This is a genomic window from Pseudomonas baltica (genome assembly GCF_031880315.1).
Classification (GTDB): Bacteria; Pseudomonadota; Gammaproteobacteria; order Pseudomonadales; family Pseudomonadaceae; genus Aquipseudomonas.
Map to the genome: position 1 here is coordinate 5,558,109 of NZ_CP134771.1, position 24,967 is coordinate 5,583,075.

Annotated in this window: 25 protein-coding genes; 13 read left to right on the top strand and 12 right to left on the bottom strand. The window is 62.6% G+C overall.

Annotated features, from left to right (window positions below; translation table 11 throughout):
* Positions 1 to 80 precede the first annotated feature (80 nt).
* On the bottom strand, positions 81 to 629 hold the full coding sequence (locus REH34_RS25265; protein WP_409373351.1) for a YbhB/YbcL family Raf kinase inhibitor-like protein: 549 nt from the start codon (positions 627 to 629) through the stop codon (positions 81 to 83).
* A 181-nt stretch (positions 630 to 810) separates the two neighbouring features.
* On the opposite strand from REH34_RS25265, the gene REH34_RS25270 reads away from it, so the two are divergent.
* The gene (locus tag REH34_RS25270) at positions 811 to 1,605 is read left to right on the top strand and encodes an exodeoxyribonuclease III (protein WP_311969574.1); all 795 of its coding nucleotides are present in this window, start codon (positions 811 to 813) and stop codon (positions 1,603 to 1,605) included.
* 16 nt (positions 1,606 to 1,621) lie between these two features.
* On the opposite strand, the gene REH34_RS25275 is transcribed toward REH34_RS25270, so the two are convergent.
* The 3 genes from REH34_RS25275 to msrA all read right to left on the bottom strand — a co-directional run bounded on the left by REH34_RS25275 (position 1,622) and on the right by msrA (position 4,173).
* Positions 1,622 to 2,992 carry a gluconate:H+ symporter gene (locus REH34_RS25275; protein ID WP_311969575.1) on the bottom strand — a complete coding sequence of 457 codons (1,371 nt, stop codon included), beginning with the start codon at positions 2,990 to 2,992 and terminating at the stop codon, positions 1,622 to 1,624.
* Positions 2,993 to 3,189: 197 nt separating this feature from the next.
* A complete protein-coding gene (locus tag REH34_RS25280) occupies positions 3,190 to 3,444 on the bottom strand; it encodes a hypothetical protein (RefSeq protein ID WP_226506125.1) in 255 nt (84 codons plus the stop codon).
* A 222-nt stretch (positions 3,445 to 3,666) separates the two neighbouring features.
* The gene (gene msrA, locus REH34_RS25285; RefSeq protein WP_226506126.1) at positions 3,667 to 4,173 is read right to left on the bottom strand and encodes a peptide-methionine (S)-S-oxide reductase MsrA; all 507 of its coding nucleotides are present in this window, start codon (positions 4,171 to 4,173) and stop codon (positions 3,667 to 3,669) included.
* Positions 4,174 to 4,387: 214 nt separating this feature from the next.
* On the opposite strand from msrA, the gene REH34_RS25290 reads away from it, so the two are divergent.
* Both REH34_RS25290 and REH34_RS25295 read left to right on the top strand, forming a co-directional pair.
* Entirely contained in the window at positions 4,388 to 6,247 is a 1,860-nt protein-coding gene (locus REH34_RS25290; protein ID WP_311969576.1) for an ABC transporter ATP-binding protein, read from the top strand.
* Between the two features lie 163 nt (positions 6,248 to 6,410).
* Positions 6,411 to 7,625: an aldose 1-epimerase family protein gene (locus REH34_RS25295; RefSeq protein ID WP_311969577.1), complete on the top strand. Its 1,215-nt coding sequence runs from the start codon at positions 6,411 to 6,413 to the stop codon at positions 7,623 to 7,625.
* 215 nt (positions 7,626 to 7,840) lie between these two features.
* On the opposite strand, the gene deoC is transcribed toward REH34_RS25295, so the two are convergent.
* A complete protein-coding gene (deoC, locus tag REH34_RS25300; RefSeq protein WP_311969578.1) occupies positions 7,841 to 8,521 on the bottom strand; it encodes a deoxyribose-phosphate aldolase in 681 nt (226 codons plus the stop codon).
* A gap of 102 nt (positions 8,522 to 8,623) precedes the next feature.
* Here deoC and deoR point away from each other — a divergent pair, with 102 nt between their 5' ends.
* A complete protein-coding gene (deoR, locus tag REH34_RS25305; RefSeq protein WP_311969579.1) occupies positions 8,624 to 9,394 on the top strand; it encodes a DNA-binding transcriptional repressor DeoR in 771 nt (256 codons plus the stop codon).
* Positions 9,395 to 9,399: 5 nt separating this feature from the next.
* Here deoR and REH34_RS25310 read toward each other — a convergent pair whose 3' ends face one another.
* The 5 genes from REH34_RS25310 to REH34_RS25330 all read right to left on the bottom strand — a co-directional run bounded on the left by REH34_RS25310 (position 9,400) and on the right by REH34_RS25330 (position 14,793).
* Positions 9,400 to 10,467: an aldose 1-epimerase family protein gene (locus REH34_RS25310; protein ID WP_311969580.1), complete on the bottom strand. Its 1,068-nt coding sequence runs from the start codon at positions 10,465 to 10,467 to the stop codon at positions 9,400 to 9,402.
* On the bottom strand, positions 10,464 to 11,795 hold the full coding sequence (gene fucP / locus REH34_RS25315) for an L-fucose:H+ symporter permease (RefSeq protein WP_226506132.1): 1,332 nt from the start codon (positions 11,793 to 11,795) through the stop codon (positions 10,464 to 10,466). The genes REH34_RS25310 and fucP overlap by 4 nt, the downstream gene beginning before the upstream one ends.
* Positions 11,796 to 11,821: 26 nt before the next feature.
* Positions 11,822 to 12,754, bottom strand: a complete 933-nt coding sequence (gene rbsK, locus REH34_RS25320; RefSeq protein ID WP_311969581.1) for a ribokinase — start codon at positions 12,752 to 12,754, stop codon at positions 11,822 to 11,824.
* A gap of 252 nt (positions 12,755 to 13,006) precedes the next feature.
* Positions 13,007 to 14,233, bottom strand: coding sequence for an MFS transporter (locus tag REH34_RS25325; RefSeq protein WP_311969582.1), 1,227 nt, complete (start codon positions 14,231 to 14,233; stop codon positions 13,007 to 13,009).
* Between the two features lie 188 nt (positions 14,234 to 14,421).
* Entirely contained in the window at positions 14,422 to 14,793 is a 372-nt protein-coding gene (locus REH34_RS25330) for a helix-turn-helix domain-containing protein (RefSeq protein ID WP_226506135.1), read from the bottom strand.
* Between the two features lie 113 nt (positions 14,794 to 14,906).
* Between REH34_RS25330 and REH34_RS25335 the strand changes: the two genes are divergently transcribed.
* From REH34_RS25335 to fecE, 8 genes are all read left to right on the top strand, one after another.
* The gene (locus REH34_RS25335; RefSeq protein ID WP_226506136.1) at positions 14,907 to 15,641 is read left to right on the top strand and encodes an SDR family NAD(P)-dependent oxidoreductase; all 735 of its coding nucleotides are present in this window, start codon (positions 14,907 to 14,909) and stop codon (positions 15,639 to 15,641) included.
* A 151-nt stretch (positions 15,642 to 15,792) separates the two neighbouring features.
* Positions 15,793 to 16,845, top strand: coding sequence for a DUF1615 domain-containing protein (locus REH34_RS25340; RefSeq protein WP_226506137.1), 1,053 nt, complete (start codon positions 15,793 to 15,795; stop codon positions 16,843 to 16,845).
* Between the two features lie 158 nt (positions 16,846 to 17,003).
* A complete protein-coding gene (locus REH34_RS25345; RefSeq protein WP_311969583.1) occupies positions 17,004 to 18,398 on the top strand; it encodes a serralysin family metalloprotease in 1,395 nt (464 codons plus the stop codon).
* 13 nt (positions 18,399 to 18,411) lie between these two features.
* A complete protein-coding gene (locus REH34_RS25350; protein ID WP_311972159.1) occupies positions 18,412 to 18,750 on the top strand; it encodes an AprI/Inh family metalloprotease inhibitor in 339 nt (112 codons plus the stop codon).
* 217 nt (positions 18,751 to 18,967) lie between these two features.
* The gene (locus REH34_RS25355) at positions 18,968 to 19,888 is read left to right on the top strand and encodes a Fe(3+) dicitrate ABC transporter substrate-binding protein (protein WP_311969584.1); all 921 of its coding nucleotides are present in this window, start codon (positions 18,968 to 18,970) and stop codon (positions 19,886 to 19,888) included.
* Between the two features lie 2 nt (positions 19,889 to 19,890).
* Positions 19,891 to 20,880: an iron-dicitrate ABC transporter permease FecC gene (gene fecC, locus REH34_RS25360; RefSeq protein WP_311969585.1), complete on the top strand. Its 990-nt coding sequence runs from the start codon at positions 19,891 to 19,893 to the stop codon at positions 20,878 to 20,880.
* A complete protein-coding gene (locus REH34_RS25365) occupies positions 20,877 to 21,845 on the top strand; it encodes an iron chelate uptake ABC transporter family permease subunit (RefSeq protein ID WP_311969586.1) in 969 nt (322 codons plus the stop codon). Before fecC ends, REH34_RS25365 begins: the two co-directional genes overlap by 4 nt.
* Positions 21,846 to 21,849: 4 nt before the next feature.
* Positions 21,850 to 22,650: a Fe(3+) dicitrate ABC transporter ATP-binding protein FecE gene (gene fecE / locus REH34_RS25370; protein ID WP_311969587.1), complete on the top strand. Its 801-nt coding sequence runs from the start codon at positions 21,850 to 21,852 to the stop codon at positions 22,648 to 22,650.
* Between the two features lie 18 nt (positions 22,651 to 22,668).
* On the opposite strand, the gene REH34_RS25375 is transcribed toward fecE, so the two are convergent.
* Entirely contained in the window at positions 22,669 to 23,544 is an 876-nt protein-coding gene (locus tag REH34_RS25375; RefSeq protein WP_311969588.1) for an AraC family transcriptional regulator, read from the bottom strand.
* Positions 23,545 to 23,746: 202 nt separating this feature from the next.
* Between REH34_RS25375 and REH34_RS25380 the strand changes: the two genes are divergently transcribed.
* A complete protein-coding gene (locus REH34_RS25380) occupies positions 23,747 to 24,496 on the top strand; it encodes a glucose 1-dehydrogenase (protein ID WP_311972160.1) in 750 nt (249 codons plus the stop codon).
* 82 nt (positions 24,497 to 24,578) lie between these two features.
* On the opposite strand, the gene REH34_RS25385 is transcribed toward REH34_RS25380, so the two are convergent.
* The gene (locus REH34_RS25385) at positions 24,579 to 24,833 is read right to left on the bottom strand and encodes a hypothetical protein (protein WP_226506144.1); all 255 of its coding nucleotides are present in this window, start codon (positions 24,831 to 24,833) and stop codon (positions 24,579 to 24,581) included.
* Between the last annotated feature and the right edge of the window lie 134 nt (positions 24,834 to 24,967).

A 24,967-nucleotide genomic window follows, 5' to 3' on the forward strand; every position in this document is an offset into this window, starting at 1 on the left:
ACCGTTATTACGAGTCAGCAAGATAGGGCGCGCGCCTGCTTACCCGGCGAATCGGCAGCCCACCTTGCGCGCTGAGTCAATCAGTGCCCGTAAGTCCCGACGATGCTCTGGCCCGCCAAACCATGTCCCTTGAGCCGCAGCAGCAACTCTTCGCGGCTGAGACCGGCAGGCAACGCGCCCGGCGCGAGATCGGTGGCAATGACCGTGAGCACGTAGTGATGAGGGTTGTCACCGGCCGGTGGGCAAAGCCCCTTGTAGGCCGCTGCGCCGGCGACGTTGTTGCCCACGGTGATGCCATCGAGGCTGCTGGCGGCTTCGCCTTGGCGAATCTGCCCCCGCGCAGGGTCGACGTTGTAGACCACCCAGTGGGCAACGCCCAAACCCTTGGCGCCGTCCGGATCGAACAGCAGCGCTGCGATCGAGCGGGTGCCCGTGGGCACATTGGTCCAGCTGACTTGCGGGGTGCTGGCCTTGCCACTGCCGCAGTTGGCCTCGGCGCCGATAAAAGTCAATGGTATCGGCTTGCCATCGGCGAGGGACGTCGAGGCGATCGACAGCGACGCGGCCTGAGCACTCGTGGCCGCAGCCAGTGACAACAACGCAGTGGCCGCGCATAGACGCAGGTTGATTTTCATGTCGGCAGGTCTCCGGGGACGGGATCGTCACCTGCTAGGACCGGTCGCTTGCCGTTTGGTGCGATGCGCCGGCCTGGGTTGCCCTGCAAACAATGAAACCCTGCCGATATCCCCCAGTCCCATGGTTTGTCCCCGCTGAGTGTTCGCACCGGCAAATCCAGGCAGGATCGCCCCGATGAAACGCCTCAAGATCGCCACCTTCAACATCAACGGCATTCGTGCCCGGCTCCCCAACCTGCTGGTGTGGCTGGAGCGTGAACGCCCCGACGTGGTGTGCCTGCAGGAACTCAAGGCGCCCGACAGTGCCTTCCCGGCTGCCGAGCTGGAGGCCGCCGGATATGGTTGCCTGCACCTGGGCCAGGCGTCATGGAACGGTGTGGCGATATTGGCCCGCGACAGCGAGCCGCTGGCCATTCGCAAGGGCCTGCCGGGCATGGAGGCAGACCCCCAGGCGCGCTACCTGGAGGCGGCGGTGCAGGGTACCGTGGTCGCTTGCCTCTATCTGCCCAATGGCAATCCGCAGCCCGGCCCCAAGTTCGACTACAAACTGGCCTGGTTCGAGGCCCTGATCAGGCACGCGCACACGCTGCACGACAGTGAGCATCCGGTAGTGCTGGCGGGGGACTTCAATGTGGTGCCCACGGATTTCGATATCTACAGCCCGCGCTCGTGGCAAAAGGATGCCTTGCTGCAGCCCGAGAGCCGCGAGTGTTTCGCTCGCTTGCTGACCCAAGGCTGGACCGATGCCCTGCGTCATCTATATCCGGATGAGCAGGTGTTTACCTTCTGGGATTACTTTCGCCAGCACTGGCAGAAGAATTCCGGCTTGCGCATCGATCACCTGCTGCTCAACCCCGCAGCGTCGCGGTTCCTCAAGAACGCTGGCGTCGATGCCTGGGTACGCAATGAGGACCACGCCAGCGACCATGCGCCGACGTGGATACAGCTGGGGGGACGGGGCAAGGCGTAGTGCACCCGATAGTGGGTCAGGTCAAAAAGTGCCACAACAGCAAAGTGCCTGCCAGGCCCACCACCGAAACGATGGTCTGCAGCACCGACCACACCCAGATCGTTTCCTTGAGTTGCAGGCCGAAATATTCGCGCACCATCCAGAAACCCGCATCATTGACGTGGCAGAAAAACACCGACCCGGCACCGATGGCCAGTGCCACCAGCGAGCTCTGCGTGGCGGCGAGGCCTGCCATCATTGGCGCCAGAATACCCGCTGTGGTCGTGGTCGCCACGGTGGCTGAACCGGTGGCCTGGCGCAACGCCACGGCAATCAGCCAGGCCAGCAGAATGTAAGGCAGATGCGCGCCTTCTGCAGCCTTGCTGATGGTATGGCTGACGCCCGCGTCGAGCAGTGTCTGCTTGAGGCCGCCACCGGCGCCGATGGTCAGCAGCAGTACCGCGACCGGCGCGATGGCCTTGCGCAACACGCCGCCGACCTGATCGCGGGCCATGCCGTTGCCCCAGCCCAGAAACACCACAGCGGCGATGACCGCCAGGCCCAGGGCAATCAAGGGTTCGCCAAGAAATTTCAGGGTTTGCGCCACGCCGCTCTCGGGCGCCATGCTGACCTTCGCCAGGGTGCTGCCGAGCATCAATATCACCGGCAGCAGAATAATCAGCAACGAGATGCCGAAGCCGGGTTGCCGGGCATGTTCGTCGCGTTGATTGAACAGGGCGTCCATTTCGGCCGGTGGTTCGATGTGCAGGCGTTTCGACAGCCAGTTACCGTACAAAGGACCGGCGAGGATCACCGCCGGCACGGCGATGCACACGCCCAGCAGCATGGTCAGGCCCAGGTCGGCGTGCAGCGCGCTGACGGCGATCAGCGGCCCTGGATGCGGGGGCATCAGGGCGTGCAGGGTGGTCATGCCAGCCAGCGCTGGTATGGCGATCTTGAGCAGCGGCAGATTGGAGCGCCGCGCCATGACGAAAATGATCGGCACCATCATCACCAGCCCGACCTCGAAGAACAGCGGCAGGCCGATGACCATCGCCACCAGCGCCATCACCCAGGGCAGCGACTTGCCCTTGCCCAGGCCCAGCAATGTCGAGGCGATGCGGTCGGCGGCGCCAGATTCGGCCATCAAGGCGCCAAGCATCGAGCCCAGGGCGATGATGATCCCGGCCTCCCCCAGGATCGCCCCCGCGCCTTTGCCGAAGGCCTTGGCCACATCCTCGGGGGGCAGCCCTGCGCCGACGCCTGCGATGAAGGTGCCGATCAGAATGGACAGGAAGGGCGGCAGCTTGGTCGCGCTGATCAGCACGATGATCGCCGCGATGGCAGCCAGGCAACAGACAATCAAGCGGGTGTCATGGGACACCCAGGCGACAGCGGATACATCCACCGGGGGTACTCCTTATCTTTATAGGGGTCTGTAACAAGATATTACAAATCCCCGCCAGCATACCGTAAAGGCTCTGGGGTGAGCATTGCGAGGTCCGCTGGACAGATAAAGAAGGCTGTTGCTGGTAGTGGCGACTGTGGCGGTGGCCACCGATGGTTCAGATGACCACGGGTCCGGTGGTACTTACACGCCGGAGGTTATTTACACTTCGCCACAATGACCTTGCACGTTTCAGGCGAACCCCCGGAGCGAGCGGCATAGCGTCTGCAGTCCGCCACGGATTTCACACGCGCGGTGGTCAAATCGTTGTCCCAGGCCAGGCTCCCTTCGCCGCTGGTGGGGAGTGCCTTCGCGTAGCATTTGGAGCCCGATACGCTGGAGCAGCCTGCCAGCAGTAAAAAGGGCAGGGCGATGAGGATGGGCAGGGCCCTTCGAGGTGCAATTCTGAACATTCCAATTCCTGTGTGCAAATCACGGCGGCACTAGGCATATGGCCAAGCGTGGGGCGCGGATTATGCGGCAGGTGGAAGGCTCGAGCGTAGTGACATTGGATGAATTCGGCAGGGAAAAATCGACGGGATGTTGCGAGTGATGTTGCTCGGATTTTTTGAGAACCCCGCCATGCGCAACGCGGCGAAAGCCGCGTCACGCAACGATGCAGAGAGTGCCGCGAGTTACGCGCGCTTGGGCAACTTCCAGTTCGGCCGGATGAAGTGGCAGGTGTAGCCGTTAGGCAGGCGCTCCAGGTAATCCTGGTGCTCAGGTTCCGCTTCCCAGAACGGCCCGGCCGGTTCGATTTCGGTCACTACGCGGCCTGGCCACAGTTTCGAGGCGTCGACGTCGGCAGCCGTGTCTTCGGCGATGTCTCGTTGCGCTTCGCTAAGGTAGTAGATCGCCGAGCGATAGCTGGGGCCCATGTCGTTGCCCTGGCGGTTGGGTGTGCTCGGGTCGTGGATCTGGAAGAAGAACTCGAGGATCTGCCGGTAGCTGATGACGGCAGGATCGAAGACGATCTCGATGGCTTCCGCATGGGTGCCGTGATTGCGATACGTGGCATTCGGCACGTCGCCGCCGGTGTAGCCGACCCGCGTGGTCAGCACGCCGGGATAGCGCCGTATCAGGTCCTGCATGCCCCAGAAGCAGCCGCCTGCAAGGATGGCGGTTTCGGTTTGGCTGGTCATGGTCTGTCCTTCCCTTCAGGGACGTTGAATATAGCCACAGTTATGAGGGCACGTTGCCTGATTCCAAGGTCGAGCGGGTTAAATTTGGTAATTTGCGGGTAGTCGCCTGAAAGGCTCGGGCTGATCCACTGTTGGCAATGCGCGCGTGGGTGAATCCCCTCAAAGCCACTGTTAAGTGGCAGAATCTCCCGACTTGATCGTTTTGGAGACCCTTATGCTTCGCGCATTTGAACGAAGGCTCGACCCTTTTCCGCCTGACGAGGTACCCCCGCCACCCGACGGTTTGGCACGCTTCCTGTGGGCCTGCTCGCGGGGCGCCCGCGGCTATATCCTCGCGCTGGCGCTGCTCAGTGCCGCGGTGTCGATTTACGAAGCCTGGCTGTTTTCCTTCCTGGGGCAGGTCGTCGACCTGCTCACGACCTGGCAGGCAGGCGGCGATGGGGCAGGGCGGGAGAGTCACGTGCTGTGGGGCATGGCCATCGTCATGGTCGCCAGCGTCGGGCTGGTAACGTTGCGCACCATGGTCCAGCATCAAATATTGGCGATCAACCTGCCGTTGCGGCTGCGCTGGGACTTCCACCGGCTGATGCTGCGGCAAAGCCTGTCGTTCTTTTCCGATGAATTTTCCGGCCGGGTCACCACCAAGGTGATGCAGACGGCGCTGGCCGTGCGCGACATCCTGTTCACCCTGATCGAAATCATCCCCGGGATCGGCGTGTATTTCGTCGCGATCATCGCCCTGGCCGGCGGCTTCGCGCTCAAGCTGATGCTGCCGTTCATTGCCTGGATCGTCTTGTTCGGGCTCGCCATGCGCTACTTCGTGCCCCGCCTGGGCGAGGTCGGGCAGGAACAAGCGAACGCGCGGTCGTCGATGACCGGGCGCATCTCCGATGCGTACACCAATATCACCACGGTAAAGCTGTTCTCCCACTCCAACCGTGAAGCGCATTTTGCGCGCGCGGCGATGGAAGATTTCAAGCAAACCGGCTTCCGCCAGATGCGCCTGGTGAGTCAGTTCGAGATCGTCAATCAGGCGTTGGTCGTCGCGTTGCTCATGGCCGCCGGAGGCTATGCCCTGTGGCTATGGCACCTGGGCGAAATCGGCACGGGTGCCGTGGCCGCGATCACCGCGATGGCGCTGCGGATCAATGGCATGTCGCACTGGATCATGTGGCAGATGACCTCGCTGTTCGAGAACGTCGGTACCGTGCAGGACGGCATGCAAACCCTGACTCGCGGCGCCAAAGTGCAGGACGCGCCAGACGCGAGCGAGCTGGTGACCGCTGGCGGCGCCGTTACGTTCGACAACGTGGGCTTCAACTACAACGGCGAACGCCAGGTACTCGATGGCCTGAGCCTGAGCATCCGCCCGGGTGAAAAGATCGGTCTGGTCGGCCGCTCCGGCGCAGGCAAATCCACGCTGATCAACCTGCTGCTGCGCTTCTACGACGTCGACAGCGGGAAGATTCACATCGACGGGCAAGACATTGCGCACGTGACCCAGGACAGCCTGCGCAGCGCCATCGGCATGGTCACTCAGGACACCTCCCTGCTGCACCGCTCGATCCGCGACAACATCGCCTACGGCCGCCCCGACGCCACCGACGCGCAGATCCGCACCGCTGCAATCAACGCCCAGGCCGATGGCTTCATCAGTCAACTCAGCGACCGGCAGGGCCATACCGGCTACGACACCCTGGTGGGCGAGCGCGGCATCAAGCTGTCGGGCGGCCAGCGTCAACGCGTCGCGATCGCCCGGGTGATGCTCAAGAATGCCCCGATCCTGCTCCTCGACGAGGCCACCAGCGCACTGGATTCGGAAGTCGAAGTGGCTATCCAGGAAAGCCTCGATGAAATGATGCAGGGCAAGACCGTGATCGCCATCGCGCATCGGCTGTCCACGATCGCGGCCATGGACCGGCTCGTAGTGATGGATGACGGGCGGATTGTCGAACAGGGGACTCACGCCGAGTTGCTCGGAAAGAACGGCATTTATGCGCGGCTATGGCAGCATCAGAGCGGCGGGTTTCTGGGTGAGGACCAGGGGGTGGCGGAGGATCGGGAGCAGGCGTGAGTGGAGAAATCGTCTAAGCCCAGCGCCCCTGCGCGCATAACAGCCCGGGGCGTTTCTTGACACGATCGTCGTTGGGTATTTGCGGGTGGGACCGCTCGTTATGCTTGCTGAAACGTTTCTTCGAGTCTATAAAAAGGGCACAACTCCAAGAAAGGCTGCAATCATGACCCCGCTCAAACTCGTTGTTGCCCTCAGCGCGCTGTCCGCTGCTTCCCACGCCATGGCCTGGGATTATGTTCTGCTCGACACTGACAAAGCCGCCCAGAACTGGCAGATCACCAGTCAGCAACTCGGCGCAAAAACCGCCAAACCCTTCAGCGTCACCCTGCGCACCTTGCACGGCGGTCGGCAGGAGGGGGTCAGCATCGTCGACATCGATAACGGCATGATGAAACTTTCGGTTGTGCCGACTCGCGGAATGAACGTCTTGCAGGCCTCGGTTGGTAATGTGCGCATGGGCTGGGATTCGCCGGTCAAGGACGTGGTCAATCCGTCCTTCATCGAACTCAATGGCCGCGGCGGTCTGGGCTGGCTGGAAGGCTTCAATGAGCTGGTCGCGCGCTGCGGCTACGAATGGGTCGGCCACCCGGGCATCGACAATGGCGAACTGCTGACCCTGCACGGCCGGGCCGCCAACATTCCTGCGAGCAAAGTGACCCTGCATATCGATGAAAAACCACCCTACGCCATCACCCTGCGCGGCGAGCTCAAAGAGCAGGCGTTCAAGAAGGTCGACTTCTCCGTCGCCACCGAACTGGTCACCGAACCCGGCAGCGTAGCGTTCGCCCTCAACGACACCCTGACCAACAACGGCGACTATCCGAAGGAATACCAGGCGCTGTATCACAGCAACTTCAGCACCCCGTTCCTGGAGCAGGGCGCTCGTTTCGCCGCGCCGGTGAAACAGGTGTCGCCGTTCAACGACAAGGCCAAGGGCGATCTGCCCGACTGGCAAACCTACCGCGCACCCACCAAGGACTACGACGAAACGGTTTACAACGTGGTGCCGTATGCCGACGCCAAGGGCGATACGTTAACCGTGTTGCACAACAAGGCCGGCAGCCTGGGTGTATCGCTGGGTTTCAATACTCAGACACTGCCCGTGTTCTCCCTATGGAAAAACACCGATACCCAAGGCCAGGGCTATGTCACGGGGCTGGAGCCGGGCACGAGTTTTTCCTACAACCGTCGTTATCAGCGGCCTCTGAACCTGGTACCGACCATTGGCCCTAAGGAGCACAAGCAGTTTCACATCATTTACAGCTTGTTGGCTGACAAAGTGGCGGTGGACAAGGCCCTGAAGCAGGTGAGCGAGATTCAGGGTGGGCGGGCAACGGAGGTGCGGCAGACGCCGTTGGTTGATCTGACTAAAGAGTAATCCCCGCTGGAGCAGTGTCGGCGGGTGCTTCAATGCGGGGACCACGCTCATCTTTCAACGTACAGAAAGTGATGTGGTTCATCGCAGAGTTGGACATTTTTGGTTGGCTTGATTATCTGCAGGTGTTCCGGCTGGAGCTGCTCCTGACTGATAACAGCCAATCAAACCTGAAGGCCCGCGAAAGGCTGCGCAGGCGATCAATCTGACAGGCGCAGTCAGTAGCCCGCCCCTGTACCTGCCCCCGTCACGATTGCAATCCCCGAACTGGTCCCCAGCCGCGTCGCACCGGCTTCGATCATCGCTCTTGCCGTAGCCACATCCCGCACGCCACCGGACGCCTTGACGCCGATGTCCGGCCCCACCACGCGGCGCATCAGCGCCACATCCTCAAGCGTCGCGCCGCTGCGGCTAAAACCGGTGGAGGTCTTGACGAACGCCACGCCCAGGTCGCGGCAGATTTCGCAGGCGCGCACCTTTTGCGCTTCATCGAGCAGGCAGGTTTCCAGAATCACTTTCAGCGGCACCTTGCCACAGGCCTGCAGCACGGCAGCGATGTCGTCGCGCACTTCATCGAACAGGCCATCTTTGAGCCAGCCGATGTTCAGCACCATGTCGATTTCCTGCGCGCCGGCGGCGATCGTCAGAGCGGCTTCCGACGCCTTGCTCGCACTCAGCCCGGCACCCAGCGGAAAGCCCACTACGGCGCAGACCTTGACGCCAGAGCCCGCCAGGCGTTGTGCGGCAAAAGGCACCTGTCCCGAGTTCACGCACACCGAGTAGAAACCATGCTCTCGGGCTTCGGCGCAAAGTGTGGCAATCTGCTCTCGGCTGGCATCCGCCGCCAGCAACGTGTGATCGATGGCTTGGGCCAGTGCAGCGGGTTCTAGCAAATTCATCGAACGATTCCTGTCATCGGTAAAAAATCTCGGGTTGATACCCGTAAGTTATAAAATTAACACTTGGTGTTACTGTAGCGACACCACCAACGGATTGCCGGAATGCCCGTGGACGTCAAGAAAACCGACCGAATCAAACAGATCCAACAGGCCCTGCAAGATCAGAAAGCTATCCATCTGCGCGAGATGGCAGCGCTGCTTGAAGTGTCCGAAATGACCTTGCGCCGCGACCTGAGTCGACACCCCGAGCAATTTCGGTTGCTGGGCGGCTACATCACCCGCGCCCACGACGACCCGGAACCGGCGGATTACCGGGTCAGCGAGCAGGACACGCGGCACGTCGAGGAAAAGCGCCGCATCGGCAAGCTGGCCGCCGCCTTTATCCAGCCGGGCGACACGGTGTTCTTCGACTGTGGCACGACGATCCCCTTCGTGGTCGACTTCATCCCCGACGATCTGGAGTTCACCGCGGTGTGCAACTCGCTCAACGTGCTGCTCAAGCTGCAGCAAAAACCCCACTGCAGCATCGTCCTCTGTGGCGGCACCTTCCACCGCAAGAACCAGGTCTTCGAGAGCCATGCCGAAGCCAGCATCCTCGATGGCGTGCGCCTGACCTGGGCGTTTGTCTCGGCGGCCGGGGTCAGCCTTGACTGCGGTGTCACCTGCTTCAATTTCCACGAAGTGGAGGTCAAGCAGAAAGTCATGCGCCAGGCCCGGCAGTGCTTGCTGCTGGCTGACCACTCCAAGTTCGACGCCGTGCGTACGGCGCACTTCGGCGCCTTGAGCGACTTCCACTGCGTGGTCAGCGACAAGAAGATCCCACGCAGCTACCGCGAGGCCATCGAGGCCAGCGGAGCGCAGTTGGTGTTGTAACGGCATCATGGCTGCAGCGCCTTGCGTTCAGGCGCGCTGAGGTAGCCGGTGGTCAAGTTGAAGTGGGCGCTGGCACCGGGCGCGAGGCTGCGCACGTTGCCCTTGGCGAGTTCGGCGCGGTAGCCCTCCGGTTCGCAGGTGGCCGGCAAAACAAAGGCCGCTACTTGCTGGTCAGGGTTGTGCAGGATCCAGCGCGCAGCGTGATCGAATTGCTCCGGGCGGTAGCGGGTGTAGAACGCCGCACCGCCGGGGTGTTCGAGGAAGAAGTGCGCCTGGCCCTGGGCGTCGCTGCGCACGTCATCAAAAAAGCAGACGATCTCCGGGTCATACAGCGCAGGCGAGTCGAGCACCTTGAGGCTGGCCGGGTCCTGGCTGAGTTCGGCGATGTAGGTGCTCCAGGCCGGCGTGGGTCGGACGTGCGCCGGCACACTGGCCCTTACCCGCGTGCGCTCGCAACCCAGCGGCTGGGTCAGGCGGCCGCCGTCGACGTAGGCATAGTTCATGTGCGCCATGTACATCAGGTCCATGGCCTTGCCGGCCAGGTTGACCACGGCCATGGCGATCTCGAACAGGCCGCTGGCCGGGCGCAGAGTCACACTCGGGCTGGCCCGGTAGTGGTCGCCGAAGCCTTGCACGTATTCGTAGTTGCCGCCCAGGCGCAGATAAGCGCCGCGCTCGTCCTCGCCCACTTCAAGCCAGGCATCGTCCATCGGCGCGCAGGGCATTTCGCCGTGCAGCGCGTGATCATCCTCGGGCGCCGGGCAACCGTTGCGCAGCAGGCCGCTGTGGAACATGAAACAACCGTAGGTGCCGATCACGCTGGCACTGGGCCGGGGCTGGGTGAACATGTTGTGCATGGTCAGATCGACGCCATCGAACTCGGCCGACCAGATCATCTGACCTTGCCAGGGCAGAATCACCAGCTTGCCGCGGCTGTTTTCCAGCGACAGCGCCTTGACCCCGCTGGCGTAGGTCCAGGCGCGCACGTTGAACTGCGCTGACTCGAGCAGCGGTCGGCTGGAATGGTCCCAGAGCTGCGGGTACAAAGGCAGGCGCACCGGTTTGGCACTCATTGCGCGACCGCCGCGGCTGAGCTCGCCAGGACCGGTTGCGGCTGACGCATGCAGCGCACGGCGTACAGCACGATGGCCACGAAGCACAGCAACGGCACGCTGTAGGCGATCTGCATGTTGCCGCCGTTGGCATCGCTGAGCAGGCCCTGGAAGATCGGCATCACGCCGCCGCCGACGATGCTCATCACCAGCAATGAGCCACCGACGCCAGTGTCTTCGCCGAGGCCGTCGATGGTCAGGCCATAGATGGTCGGCCAGCACGGCCCCAGGAACACACTGACCCCCACGGCCGCGTACACCGCCGTGATGTTCGGCACCAGGATGGTGTAGGCCAGCAGCACGATGCACAGCACGCCATACAGGGCGAGCACTTTGGCGGGATGCATCTTGCGCATCAGCAGGTTGGCGATCATCTTGCCGATAAAGTAGGCGGCGAAGGTGGTCAGCAGGAACCACGATGCGCTGCGCTCGTTCATGCCGCCCATTTGCATGGCCAGGCGAATAGTGAAGCTCCACACCCCGACCTGCGCGCCCACGTACAGGAATTGCGCCAGCACGCCGAAGCAGAAGCGCGGATTGCGTCGCAGGCGGCCGAGGCTCTGGCCGATGCTGGCCCGCGGTTCACTCACGGTGCGGTTGCCCTTGCAAGCGGGGAAGCGGGTGAGGGCGATCAGAATGAACATCAGGATGAGCACCGCGATCATCCATTTGTACGGCAGCAGCGTCGATTGGATCATCTGCAATTGCTGCACCGCCGCATCGCTGGCGCTCATGTGGGTCAACTGCTCGCGGGTGGCGTCGGTGTCCTTGAACATCACGAAGCTGCCGACGTACACCCCGGTCATCGCGCCGAACGGGTGGAAGGTCTGCGAGATATTCAAGCGTCGCGTGCCGGTCTCCCGCGGCCCCATCAGGGTCGAATAGGTGTTACACGCCGTCTCGAGAAACGACAGCCCGGCAGCGATGACGAACAGCGCCATCAAGAACATGCCGTATTTGGCAGTGGATGCCGCCGGGAAAAACAACGCGCAGCCGAACAGGTAAAGCATCAGGCCGATGAGGATGGTGGTCTTGTAGCTGAAGCGCCGCACCACCAGTGCTGCCGGAATGGCGACGAAAAAATAGCCCAGATAGAACGCCGACTGCACGAAGGCGGTCTGGAAGTCGCTGAGCAGGAAGGCCTTCTTGAAGTGGGCGATCAGCACATCGTTCATGCTCGCCGCCGCCGCCCACAGGGCGAATATGCTGCAGAGCAGGAGGAAGGCGAACCACGGCGTGCGGTTCAGGTAGAACCCGTCCGGGGTGTGTTGCAGCGCAGGCTTGTTCATTATTGTTCTCCGCGAAAAAGCAGGTGTCAGTGGCGGCTGGCCGAAGCGTCGAGGAATCGTGCAAACGTTGGCGCATCGGGGTAGGAAGATTGCGTGCCCAGGCCGGTGACCGAACAGGCTGAATAGGCTACCGCCTGGTGCATGGCGTGGCGGATATCGCCGTCCTGGCTCCAGTGCCGAGCGAAGCAGCCAATGAACGCGTCACCGGCGCCCGTGGTGTCGCGCGCCTGGACCTTGACCCCAGGCACCCGCCACTCGCCCTCGCTGCCGACGTACAGCGCACCTTGCTCGCCGAGCGTGACGATGACGTGGCGCACGCCCTGCGTGACCAACTGACGCGCGGCCTGCGCCGCCTCTTCGGCAGAGGTCACAGGCAGGCCGCTGATGAGGGCCAGCTCGCTCTCGTTGGGGATCAGAAAGTCCAATTGCGCCAGGTGCTCGCGGCTCAGGCCGGCCAAGGCCGGTGCCGGGTTGAGCAACACCGCGATGCCGTGCCGGCGAGCGAACTCGATGGCGTGGTAGACGGTCGCCAGCTCGATCTCCAGTTGCAACACGATCAAGGCGCAATCGCGCAGCTGCGCCTGGGCGCGGTCGATGTCGGCCGGGCACAGGTGCGCATTGGCGCCTTTGACGATGAGGATGCTGTTATGGGAGTTCGCCTGAACGAAGATCGGCGCCACGCCGCTGGACACGCCTGGCACCCGGTCGACGAAACGCGTGTCGATGCCCAACCGCTGGAAGTTGGCCAGCGTGGCGTCGGCAAAGGCATCGTCGCCGACCTTGCTGAGCATCAGCACGTCGGCGCCCAGCAACGCCGCTGCGGCCGCCTGGTTGGCGCCCTTGCCGCCGCAGCCCATGGCGAAACGCGGCGCTTCGAGGGTTTCGCCCTGGGCAGGCATGCGTTCGATGTAAGTGATCAGGTCGACCATGTTGCTGCCGATGACTGCAATCTTGCTCATTTTTATTTTGACCTCACCCGCGCCGACGGAAGCATCGGCGGCGTTTATTTATGTTATTTAAATAACATTTTGTGTGAGGATTCAATCTTTATTTTCCGAGCGTGCATTTGCCAGACCGACGGAGGGGCGCCCTCAATAGGTGTGAATCGATCTGTGCGCGGGGAGTTGGCTAGGCGGGTGAGGCGGCCTGAAGTCAGACCGCCGCCATTCGGCCTGTTGCAGGCCTGAGGTCAATTTTTCAGATCGTGCTGCTTAGCCAGCTTGAGCCACCAGGCGATTGCTGACATTGCGCCCCAGCACCAGCACCGTGACAAACCCGCAGCCCACCAGGGCCGTGGCCAGGCTCATCAATACCGAGGTGCCCAGGCGGTCGACGATCTGCCCGCCAAAGAACGAGCCCAGCGCAATGATCACCTGAAACAAGCCGACGAACATCGGCATACCGCGTTCGACATCCTTGGGCGCCACAACGAACATCCAGATACTGGAGCATGCCGGGAAGGCGCCGAAGGCGAAGCCCCACAGCGCGATCAGCATCGCCGCGCCGGTCATGCCAGTGGCGAAGTAGGGGAACAGCAGGGTGCTGGCGCCGATCATCGCCGCCACCAGCAACAGGGTGTGACGCACGCTGCGATTGGCGGCGAATCCGGCGAAAATATTGCCTGCGACCCCGGCCACGCCATAGAGCAGCAGCAGCGAGCTGATCGTCGGCCCATCGAAGCCGGCACTGTGTTTGAAGAACGGCGCCACATAGGTGTATGCCGCAAAGTGCGCCAGGCCGATCAGCAATACCGCGATCAAGCCCACCCGCGCTTGCGGATTGATGAACAAGGCCGGCAGGTCGCTGATGCGAATGGCTTTGTCGGGGTTGAGCCGCGGCAGCAGGAAGATCTGCGCCACCAGTACCGGTATGCCCACCAGTGCGGTCACCAGAAACGTCATGCGCCAGCCCATCAGGCCGCTCAGCCAGGTGCCGACGGGCACGCCCAGCACGGTGGCCAGGGTCACGCCGACCATGATGATCGAGGTCGCCTGAGCCACACCCACGCCCTTCGGGGCCAGGCGGCTGCTCAGCGCAATGGCCGTCGCCCAGAAACCGCCGATGCTGATGCCCAGTAGCACGCGGCCGAACAGCAGCAGGTTGAAGTCGCTGGCGTAGGCCACGACCGTGTTGGCGATGATCATGATCAGCGTCAGGCCGATCAGCAGATAGCGACGGTCCATGGCGCCGATGCCCACCGACAGCAACGGCGCGGCGAGGGCGGCCATGATGCCTGGCAGGGTCACCATCAAGCCGGCGTGGCCTGCACTGATGCCCAGGTCACTGGCCACATCGTTGAGCACGCCCACCGGCAGAAATTCACTGGTCACCAGGGCGAAGGCACCTACGGCGACCGAGAGAATCGCCAGCCACTGCTGTTTGACGCTCTGTTGATTATGTTCGGGAAGGCCGCTGGGGGCCTGGCTTGCGCTTGGCATGGTGTTGGATTCCAAGGGGGACTGTCGCCTGAGGCAGGTGAGGAAAGCGGGGATAAATCGCAGATGATTATAGGAGTCAGCTTTGGCAACCAGAGAGGCGGGCGTTTCGATAGTAATCATCAGTGCAATCGATAAGACACCCTGAGCAGAGCGCCCGCGGCGCGCCGACGGCGGATCGTCGCGACAGACTAAGACAACGTCTTGCGCTCGGCAAAGATACGGGTCATTTCGGCCATGTGCTCGGTTCCCCAGGTGCACAACGGCACGATCGCCACGGCCAGGCTGCGGCCGAGCGGGGTCAGGGTGTAATCGACGCGCGGCGGCACCTCTTTGTAATCGGTGCGCGCCAGCACGCGATCGGCCTCCAGATCCTTTAACGCCTGGATCAGCACCTTGTCGCTGACGCCAGGGATCAAACGCTTGAGCTCGCCATAGCGGCGCGGGCCGTCGTGCAGGAAAAACAGGACCAGCGGTTTCCACTTGCCCGAGATGATGCGCAGCGTGGCGTCGAGGCCGCAAGAGAAGCCGCCGGTACCGCAGGTTTGAGTTGGTTCGGTCATTTTATTCATACTTACCAAAAGGTGCATACTGGTCGATAGGTTATCAGAAGCGCATGCTGGGCCTCAAGCAAGCAATTCCCTGTTTGCACAGACCCCAACGAAGGATGCACTTCATGACCAGACTCAATGGCAAGACTGCAGTGATCACCGGCGGCGCAACCGGCATCGGCCTCGCCGCCGCCAAGCGCTTCATCGAGGAAGGCGCGTTCGTGTTCATCTTCGGCCGCCGCCAGGCAGCGCTCGACGCCGCGCTGGCCGAACTCGGGGCCAATGCCCGCGCGGTGAATGGCTCGGTCTCGGATCAGGCCGACCTCGACCGACTCTTTGCGGCAGTGAAGACCGAGCGCGGCACCCTCGATATCGTCTTCGCCAATGCTGGCGCGGGCGGTCCGCTGGCGCTAGGCCAGATCACCGCCGAGCACATCGACGAAACCTTCGACACCAATGTCAAGGGCACCATTTTCACGGTTCAGAAAGCGCTGCCGCTGATGGGCGCGGGCGGTTCGATCATCCTCACCGGCTCGAGCGCCGGCACCACGGGCGCTCCTGCCTTCAGCACCTACAGTGCGAGCAAGGCCGCTGTGCGCAATTTGGTGCGCTCCTGGGCGGAGGACCTCAAGGGCACCGGCATCCGGGTCAATGTGCTGTCCCCAGGCCCGACGGCGACCGACCTTGCAAAGGCAGCGCTAGGGGAGGAGGGCATGAAGGTTTTCGCCGCAATGAACCCGCTGCAGCGCATGGCCGAGCCTGATGAAATCGGCGCGGTGGCGGCGTTTCTGGCGTCGTCGGACAGCAGTTTCATGACTGCCAGCGAGGTTGCTGTTGACGGGGGTATCGCGCAGATCTGATTGGCTGGTCCGACGCTGAATACAACGCCGCGCCAACGGAACTGCCAAGCCCCAGTCACGCTCTGATCCCTGAGCGATCTTGCCTCGTCCCGTAAGCGCACCCACTCACCGAGGCACCCGATTGACCGAGCTGAAACGCATCGCGCTATGGATGGCCCTTCTGACACTCGCCGCCTGTAGTTACCAACCGCAGCCATCCGGCCCCACCCCGGAGCAGGTGCGCGCCAACGTTGCGAAGCTGCTGCCGCCCTCGGCCACCAACCGTCAAGGCTGGGCCGCAGACATCCAGACAGCATTCGAAACCCAGGCGCTGGCGCCTACCACCGAAAACCTCTGCTCGGTCATTGCGATCATCGAACAGGAATCCAACTTCCAGGCCGACCCGCAAGTGCCGGGCCTGGGCCGTATCGCCCGCGAGGAAATCGACCGCCGCGCCGGGCGCCTGCACGTGCCAGGCTTCGTGGTCGATGCCGCCCTGGGTCTCAAGTCACGCACCGGCAAGACCTATGCGCAACGCATCGACAGCGTGCGCTCCGAGCGCGAGTTGAGCGATGTCTTCGATGACTTCATCGGCATGGCGCCGCTGGGCCAGCAGCTGTTCGGCAACTTCAATCCAGTGCACACCGGCGGCCCGATGCAGGTAGCAGTCGCCTTTGCTGAGCAGAATGCCAGTGGCTACCCGTACCCCCATGACGGCACGATTCGCCAGGAAGTGTTCAGCCGCCGCGGCGGGGTCTATTACGGCAGCATGCACCTGCTCGGCTACCCGACCCATTACCCGCAATCCTTGTACCGTTTCGCCGATTTCAATGCCGGTCACTACGCGAGTCGCAATGCCGCTTTCCAGGCCGCCCTCAACCGGCTGGTGAAGGCTCGGCTGGCGCTGGATGGCGATCTCGTCAACTACGACTCCACCACTCCTGGCCAGACCGAACTGGCAGTGCGCTCGCTGGGCTCGCGGCTGAACATGAGCAACAACCAGATCTATCTGGCGTTGAAGAAGGGCGAGCAACTGGACTTCGAAGACACCGACCTCTATCGCCGCGTGTTCGAGCTGGCGGATCAGGTGGCCGGCCAGCAGCTGCCGCGGGCGATATTACCGGGCATCACGTTGGAGAGCCCTAAGATCACCCGGCACCTGACCACCGCCTGGTTTGCGCAACGTGTGGACGAGCGGCGGGTGCGATGTGTTGCCCGCTATTGAGGGCGCTGGGAGGGTAGCCAGTACCCACTCATCGGTTGCCATCACGCGTTGCCCGCGCGGCCCTCTAGACTAGGCACAGCTGAGTTTGCCTCGACACGCCATGTATCCCCGGTCAGGAACCTGTCGAGGCTGTATTTGTATCCACGAGGGATTCATAGATGTCCAGCCTGCTCGCCACCGCCACAGATCTGTCCGCACCCAGCGACGCCTATACCCGCCTTGACGCCTTCCGCCATCTATACGATCGCGGCGAGGGTGCTGTCGACGGCCATCCGTCCTACACCGTCGATGAGGCGGCCGCCCAGATCGATCGCTACGATCTGGCCTTCCTCGACACCAACCATGACGGCAAGGTCTCGCTGACCTACAGCTTCCTCCAGGCCGCGCCTGCGAACTTCGACCCCAGATGGGGCGACTTCATTGCCTTCAACACGCAGCAGCAAGCCCAGACGCGTCTGGCGTTGCAGTCCTGGTCCGACGTCGCCAACCTGACCTTCACCGAGTCCAGCAAGGCCGCCGAAGGGCACCTGTCGATGGCCAGTTATTCGGTCTCCCACGGCGAGGCAGCGTTTGCCTATTACCCCTATGGCGGGCAGTCCTGGTATTGGGTGAGCGACGCCTATCGCGAAAACGCCGACCCGTCCCTCAACAGCTACGGCCGCCAGACGCTGGTCCACGAGATCGGCCACAACCTGGGCCTGGCGCACCCCAGCGACTATAGCGCCTGGAACGGCGTGCCCAGTTATCAGGACAACGCCGTGTACGCCGAGGACTCACGCGGCTACAGCGTGATGAGCTACTGGAGCGAACTCAACACCGATCAATACGACGGCGGCAACTACGCCTCCGCGCCCTTGATGGACGACATCGCCGCCATCCAGCTGCTCTACGGCGCCAACGAATCGACCCGTAGCGGCGGCACCATCTATGGCTTCAATTCCAACAGCCACCGCGAAGAAATGACTGCAACGGACGCGCACACATCGTTGATCTTCAGCATCTGGGACGCCGGCGGGAACGATACCCTGGACTTCTCGGGCTACAGCGCCGAGCAACACATCAACCTCAACCAGGGCAGCTTCTCCGATGTCTGTGGCCTGGTGGGCAACGTTTCCATCGCCCAGGGCGTGGATATCGAAAAAGCCATCGGCGGCGCAGGCTCCGACCTGATCGTCGGCAACGCGCTGATCAATGATCTGCGCGGCAATGCCGGCGACGACCTGATCACCGGCGGCGGCGGTGCCGATAAACTGTGGGGCGGGGCGGGTGCGGATACTTTCGTGTATTTCGCTGCCGGTGATTCCACGGTCGGCGCAGCGGATCGCCTGATGGATTTCGTCAGTGGCCAGGATCGCATCGACCTGTCCGGTTTGCCACTGGGCGCCGATGATCACTTGCACTTCGTGCGGGCATTCAACGGTGACGACGGCGCCATGCGCCTGCGCGAAGCCAGCTATGGCACCAACCTGACGGTGGATTTGAACGGCGATCGCACTGCCGATTTCGAAATCCGCATCATCGGTCAGGCGCACCAGGGGGATTTTCTTGTCTAGGCCTGTGGCCGCGATGCTGTTGGCTTTTGGGGTCAGCGGCGTGGCGATGGCGGATTCGCAGGTGCTACCCAGAGCCTCGGAGGTGGCCGGGCGCTGGCAGGCCAAATCTCAAGCAGGGGCGAATTGTTCGTTTGAGCTGCAGGAAAAAGATCGTGCAGTGCTCGACCCGCAGCACTGCCTGACATCGATCCTGGGCTTTGTCGCTAACTCCTGGCTGGTGCAGCCTGACGGCATCGTGATAGCCGGCGCAGGCCTGGCGATGCCGATGCTGTTCAGCCGCCGCGATGCCGGTCGCTACAGTGCCCGGAGTAAAGCGGGCGTTACGCTGTGGATCGAGCGTGGCGATTACTGAGTTCCGAACGATCGGCGTAAACCTGAGCGGTTGAGCCGTTCGTCTCGGGCTATTTCCTCTGTCTCCACCTGCATTGGGCTCGAGACGAGGTGGCCATAGCGCATGCCGACCGGATCTTATCGAGAATGATTTTTGATCATCCAGTCACACTATGAAATAGTACCCGCCGTTTTTGCGCGCCCGGCTAGTTCGGGCCTTCCAACGCTGGGGTCATGTCATGTGTATTTCCCGTCTCACTCAGGGCCTGATGGCTTGTCTGCTCATCGCGTGTTCTACCGTTCTGCGCGCTGCACCCATCGACATCAATGACGGTCAGCACAGCGTCCATTTGCCGGCGGCGCCACAGCGTGTGGTGGTGCTGGAGTTTTCATTTCTCGACAGCCTGGCCGCAGTAGGCGTCACGCCAGTGGGGGCGGCCGACGATGGCGATGCCAAGCGCGTGCTGCCGCGGGTACGCGAGGCCATCGGGCAGTGGCGTTCGGTGGGGCTGCGCTCGCAACCCAGCATTGAAGAGATCGCGCGGCTCAAGCCTGACCTGATCATCGCCGACCTGAACCGCCATCAAGCCCTGTACAAGGACTTGTCGAGCATTGCGCCGACCCTGTTGCTGCCGTCTCGGGGCGAGGATTATGCAGGCAGTCTTGCCTCTGCCGAGTTGATCGGTAAAGCGCTGGGCAAGCCAGAGCAGATGGCGGCGCGAATCGCCCAGAACCGCGCGCATCTCAAGGAAATCGCCCAGCAGATTCCCGGCGGCGCCGTGGTGCTGTTCGGCGTTGCACGGGAAGACAGCTTCTCGGTGCACGGGCCGCATTCCTACGCCGGCAGTGTGCTGCAGGCAATCGGCCTGAAGGTCCCAGAAGTACGCGCCAATGCGGCACCTACCGAGTTCGTCAGCCTCGAGCAGCTCCTGGCCCTCAACCCGGCCTGGCTATTGGTGGGGCATTACCGGCATCCGAGCATCGTCGATGGCTGGAGCAAGCAGCCCCTGTGGCAGGTCTTGAGCGCGGTGCAGCACCAGCAGGTCGCTGAAGTGGATGGCGACACCTGGGCGCGCAACCGTGGCGTCATGGCCTCCGAGCAGATCGCGGAAGACACCCTGGCGATCCTCAAGGGCGGCAAAGCCGTGCAGAGCCAGTAAGCATGCGACGAGTGTATTGGACCGCGCTGGCCGTGCTGATCGGCGCGGCGTTGTTCTGGCTGTCGCTCTCCAGTTGGTCGCCGTTCCCCATCAGTCACGCAGACGCCTGGAATGGCCTGGTGCACCAGGGCAAAGTGGGCGGCAACATGGCCTACATCGTCGCGCAACTGCGCGTGCCCCGTGCCCTGTGCGCGGCGCTGGTGGGGGGCTGCCTGGGGCTGGCCGGGGCGTTGATGCAGGGCATTACCCGCAACCGCCTGGCGTCGCCGTCACTGTTTGGCGTCACCGCTGGCGCTGCGTTGGGGCTGGCATTGTTTTCCACCGGACTGGTGGCACTGCCGTTTGCCGGTGGCGCGTTGCTCATGACCTGCCTTGGCGGTGCACTGGCCTGGGTGACGGTGTTCAGCCTGGGCGGTGCCTGGTCGTCGGCCAACGCTCAAGGGCGGCTGGTGCTCGCGGGTGTCGCAGTGGCGGCCTTGTGCGCCGCGTTGACGCGCCTGACGGTCATTCTGGTAGAAGCCCAGGCGCAGAGCGTGCTCAATTGGCTAGCCGGATCGTTGGCCAACGTCGGCCAGGCGCAGTTGCAGCTGCTCTGGCCGTGCACCTTGATCGGCGCTGCATGGGCATTTTACTGCTCGCCAAAACTCAACCTCATCAACCTGGGTGAAGACGCCGCGCGCTCGCTGGGGGTGGGCATCACCCGTCTGCGCCTGCAGGTGTTCGTGGTCAGCCTGTTGCTGATCGGCGCCAGTGTCTGCGCGGTCGGCCCCATTGGTTTCGTCGGCTTGATCGCACCGAATATTGCGCGCCAAGGGCTGGGCAACGACTATCGCTGGTTGGTCCCCTTGAGCGCGATCCTCGGTGCGGTCATCGTGCTGGCTGCCGACCTGATCAGCCGTGCCGTGGCCTTTCCGGTGGAAACGCCGGCTGGCGTGGTGACGGCCTTGATCGGTGCGCCGTTTTTCCTGTTTCTGGCCAGGCGCGCGCTATGACCCAGCCCCGTATTCGATTAGTGCTGTTACTGGCGCTGGTACTGCTGGCGACGTGGCTGAGCCTCAGTGCCGGAACGTCCTGGTTGGCTCCCGGTACAGTGCTGCAGCGGCTGCTGGCCCACGACGCGCTGGATTTCGAGGTCTGGAACCACCGACTACCGCGCAGCCTGATCGCCCTGTTGGTAGGCAGTGCATTCGGCCTGGCGGGGGCTATCGTGCAGGGCGTGATCCGCAACCCGCTGGCCTCGCCGGAAATCCTCGGTGTGACGCAAGGCGCGGGGCTGGCGCTGACCGTGGCGATCATCACCTGGCCGCAACTGCCGCTGGCCGGCGTGCCATGGATCGCCTGCCTGGGCGGCGCCGCGGGTGCGCTGCTGCTCGCCCTTTACAACACCGGGCTGAGTTTTTCTGGCGCGCGGTTTGCGCTCTCCGGTGTGGCGATCGCCGTCACCCTGTCCAGCGTGACCGAGTTTTTGATTCTCTCGCATCCGCTGGACATCAACACCGCGTTGCTAGCCCTGACCGGCAGCCTGTGGAGCCGCAGCTGGCATCACGTGGCCCTGGCATTGCCGTTTCTGCTGTTGATACCGGCCGGCCTGTGCCTGGCCAAACCGCTGAACCTGATCGCCCTCGGCGATGAGTCGGCGCACAGTCTGGGTACCACGCTGGGCCCTACGCGCCTGGCAGCGATGGTGTGCGCGGTGCTGTTGACCAGCCTGGGCGTTGGCATCATCGGCCCCATCGGTTTTATCGGCCTGGTCGCGCCGCACATGGCGCGTCGGTTGGTGGGCGGGCACCATCAGTTTCTGCTGCCGGGCGCGATGTTGATCGGCGCCTTGCTGCTGGTGCTGGCCGACACCCTGGGCCGCACCCTGATTGCACCCAGCGAAATTCCCGCTGGCATCCTCACCGCGGTGATTGGTGCGCCGTATTTTCTCTGGTTGCTGGCCAGGTTCAAGGGTTGATCACATGAGCATTATCCAGGCACGACTGCTTGATATCGGCTACGGCGCCACGCCCATCATCCAAGGGCTTTCGTTTGCGCCGCCGGCCGGGCAAGTGACCGCACTGATCGGGCCCAACGGCTGTGGCAAGTCGACGTTGCTCAAGACCTTCGCGCGCATTCTCAAACCGGCCAAGGGCCAGTTGACCCTCGACGGCCAGGACTATGCCGGGCTGTCAGCGCGGGATCTGGCGCGCAAGGTCGCCTTCCTGCCGCAGGTGCTGCCGATCCCCGAAGGCGTCAGCGTGCGGCAACTGGTGGCTTACGGGCGCAGCCCGCACAACTCGTTATGGGGGCGGCTGAGCGGTGCTGATCAATCGCAGGTCGCCGCGGCGATGCAGCGTATGGAACTGGACGGTCTGGCGGATCGAGCCTTGGCCGATCTGTCGGGCGGCCAGCGCCAGCGCGTGTGGCTGGCGATGGTGCTGGCCCAGGATGCCGACGTGGTGCTGCTGGACGAGCCCACCACCTATCTGGACATCAGCCATCAGGTCGAGCTGCTGGATTTGATGCGTGAATTGGCGGCGCAGGGCAAGACGGTCATCACCGTGCTGCACGACATCAACCAGGCCTGCCGTTACGCCGATCACCTGGCGATCATGCACAGCGGCAAGCTGGTGGCCGATGGCGCGCCGGAGGCGGTGATCACTGCCGAGCGGGTCCGCCAGGTGTTCGATGTGCAGGTGCAGATCCTGCGCGAGCCGGTGGCGGGGACGCCGATGTGCGTGGTGGAGCGCAGCACGCGAGGGGGCACTGGCGCGGGTTAGAGCGCGTTCCGAGGCTGTTCAGGATTGCCACTCTCCATGGGGGGAGGGCGTTTTGAATCTCGCCGCGTCCTGAGTGGGTGGCAGCCCAAACAGACGAGCGTACTCACGGCTGAATTGCGAGGCGCTTTCATACCCCACGTTGTAGGCGATGGACGTCGCGTCCAGGGTATCGAACAGCAGCAACCAGCGCGCCCGCAGCAAACGCAAACGCTTCTGGTATTGAATCGGCGTCATGGCGGTCACGGATTTGAAATGCCGATAGAAAGCCGCAACGCTCATGTCTGACATGGCTGCCAGAGGTTCGACGCGGAACGGCTCGGTGAAGTGCTCGCGAATCCACTGCGTCGCTCGACGGATCTGGGTCATCCGGCCATCCGGGCGGGCGACATCACGCAGAATACCGCCCAGCGGCCCCTGCAAGGCGCGGAACAGGATCTCGCGTTCGATCATGGGCGCCAACACCGCTGACTCGTGCGGACGGTCGATGAGCCGCATCATGCGTAGCCACGCATCGATCATTTCAGGTGGCGCGGCCACGGCCTCGAAGCACGTGCTCTGTGGCTCCCTCGGCGGTTTGCCCTCGTCCATCAGCAACGTCGCGATCGCCTCCGGATCAAGGGTCAAGCTGACCGCGAGGTAAGGGAGGTCTGCGGCGCTGGCGTGAATTTGCCCGGTCGCCGGCACATCCACAGGCACCAGAAAATAGCTGCCCGCCGTGTAGCGCGAAACATCCTCTCCTATCGACAGGGTTTTGGTGCCCTGCAGCACCAGATGCAGCATCGGTTGATACACCTGATCCGCACAGGCCTCAGCCCGGACCATCGCCACACGGGGCAACCCGGTTGGCGTCCACTTGTCTTGTGCGCGCATCACGATGCGGCGCAGTTCTGCCATGGCGTTTTCCATGCTGCCCACCGTGGGCCATATTCCTGGGCATGGCAAGCCAGGTGAGAGGAATAGGCAAGGATGTGCGATTAACCGGCAAACGTCCGCCGCACCGATGTCGCAATACTGGTGGCACGCGGTTCGTTGCTTCGTTGTTCAAGGCTCGACAGCAACGCGACCTCTTATCGCTGAATTGCAGAAGGTCATTTTTATGAAACTCGCAGGAAAGATCGCAGTTGTCACCGGCGCGTCGAAGGGCATAGGCGCCGGGATTGCCAAAGCACTGGGCGCGCAGGGCGCCACCGTAATAGTCAACTATGCCTCCAGCAAGGCCGATGCCGATGCAGTGGTCGCGCACATCAGCGAGCAGGGTGGCTCGGCCTTTGCCGTACAGGCAGACATGAGCCAGGCGGCTGATGTGGTGCGCTTGTTTGATACGGTGCGCACGAGACACGGCACCCTGGATGTGCTGGTCAATAACGCGGGCGTTGCGGTGTTCCAGATGATCGAGGATCTCACCGAGGAAGCGTTCCACACACAATTCAACCTCAATGTGCTTGGCTACCTTCTGGCGGTCCGAGAGGCTGTAAAACTGCTGGGGCCCAAGGGCAGTATCATCAATATCAGCTCCATCCTCAGCACCGACCCGTACCTGGCATCGAGTGTCTATTCGGCGACCAAGGGCGCCGTCGACACCTTGACCTTCGCATTGGCGCGGGAGCTGGGGCCGCGGGGCATTCGGGTCAATTCCATCCTCCCCGGCCACACCAACACCCCGGCAACGCAAGGCCATTTTGCTGGTGAACTGGGCGAGAAGATTCTTGCAGGCACGCCGCTGGGCCGCTTTGGCGAACCAGAAGACATCGCGCCCTTGGCCGTGTTTTTGGCTTGCGAGGATTCACATTGGGTAACAGGCGAGTCGATCAGAGCGGCCGGTGGCGTGCGTGGCGTTGGGTACTGATGCGGATGGGTAAGTCGAGGGCATTCTAGAAAAAAGCGGTGCTCAGGAAGCTAGGGCGTAACGCCCTAGCAGACAGCAACGGTCACTTCTTTTTTGCGGTCTTTTCTTTCTTGTCTGACTTTTCGGACTTCTTGTCCTTTTCGGGCTTGCTATCCGCTTTTTTCGCGGATTTCTTCAGCTCGGGTTCTTTTTTCTTGTCTTTCTTCTCGGAAGATTTCGACAGTGCCGACGCCGCGGCTGATTTCTTGGCGGGTGATGATTTTTTGTCTTTCAATTCCTTGCTGGCTTTCGGCGCATCACTTTTGCTTTTCTTGTCGTCTTTAGCCACGTCAACCACCTCTCGGATTCTGCCTTAATTGGCAATATTGCCCATGAAATTATTCACAGGCTGATCATTAGGTGAATGTGCGCAAAAGCGGTTCAAATTTTTTCGATGGCCGCCGGTCGGTAATTGCCAGATGCCTGCGTGAT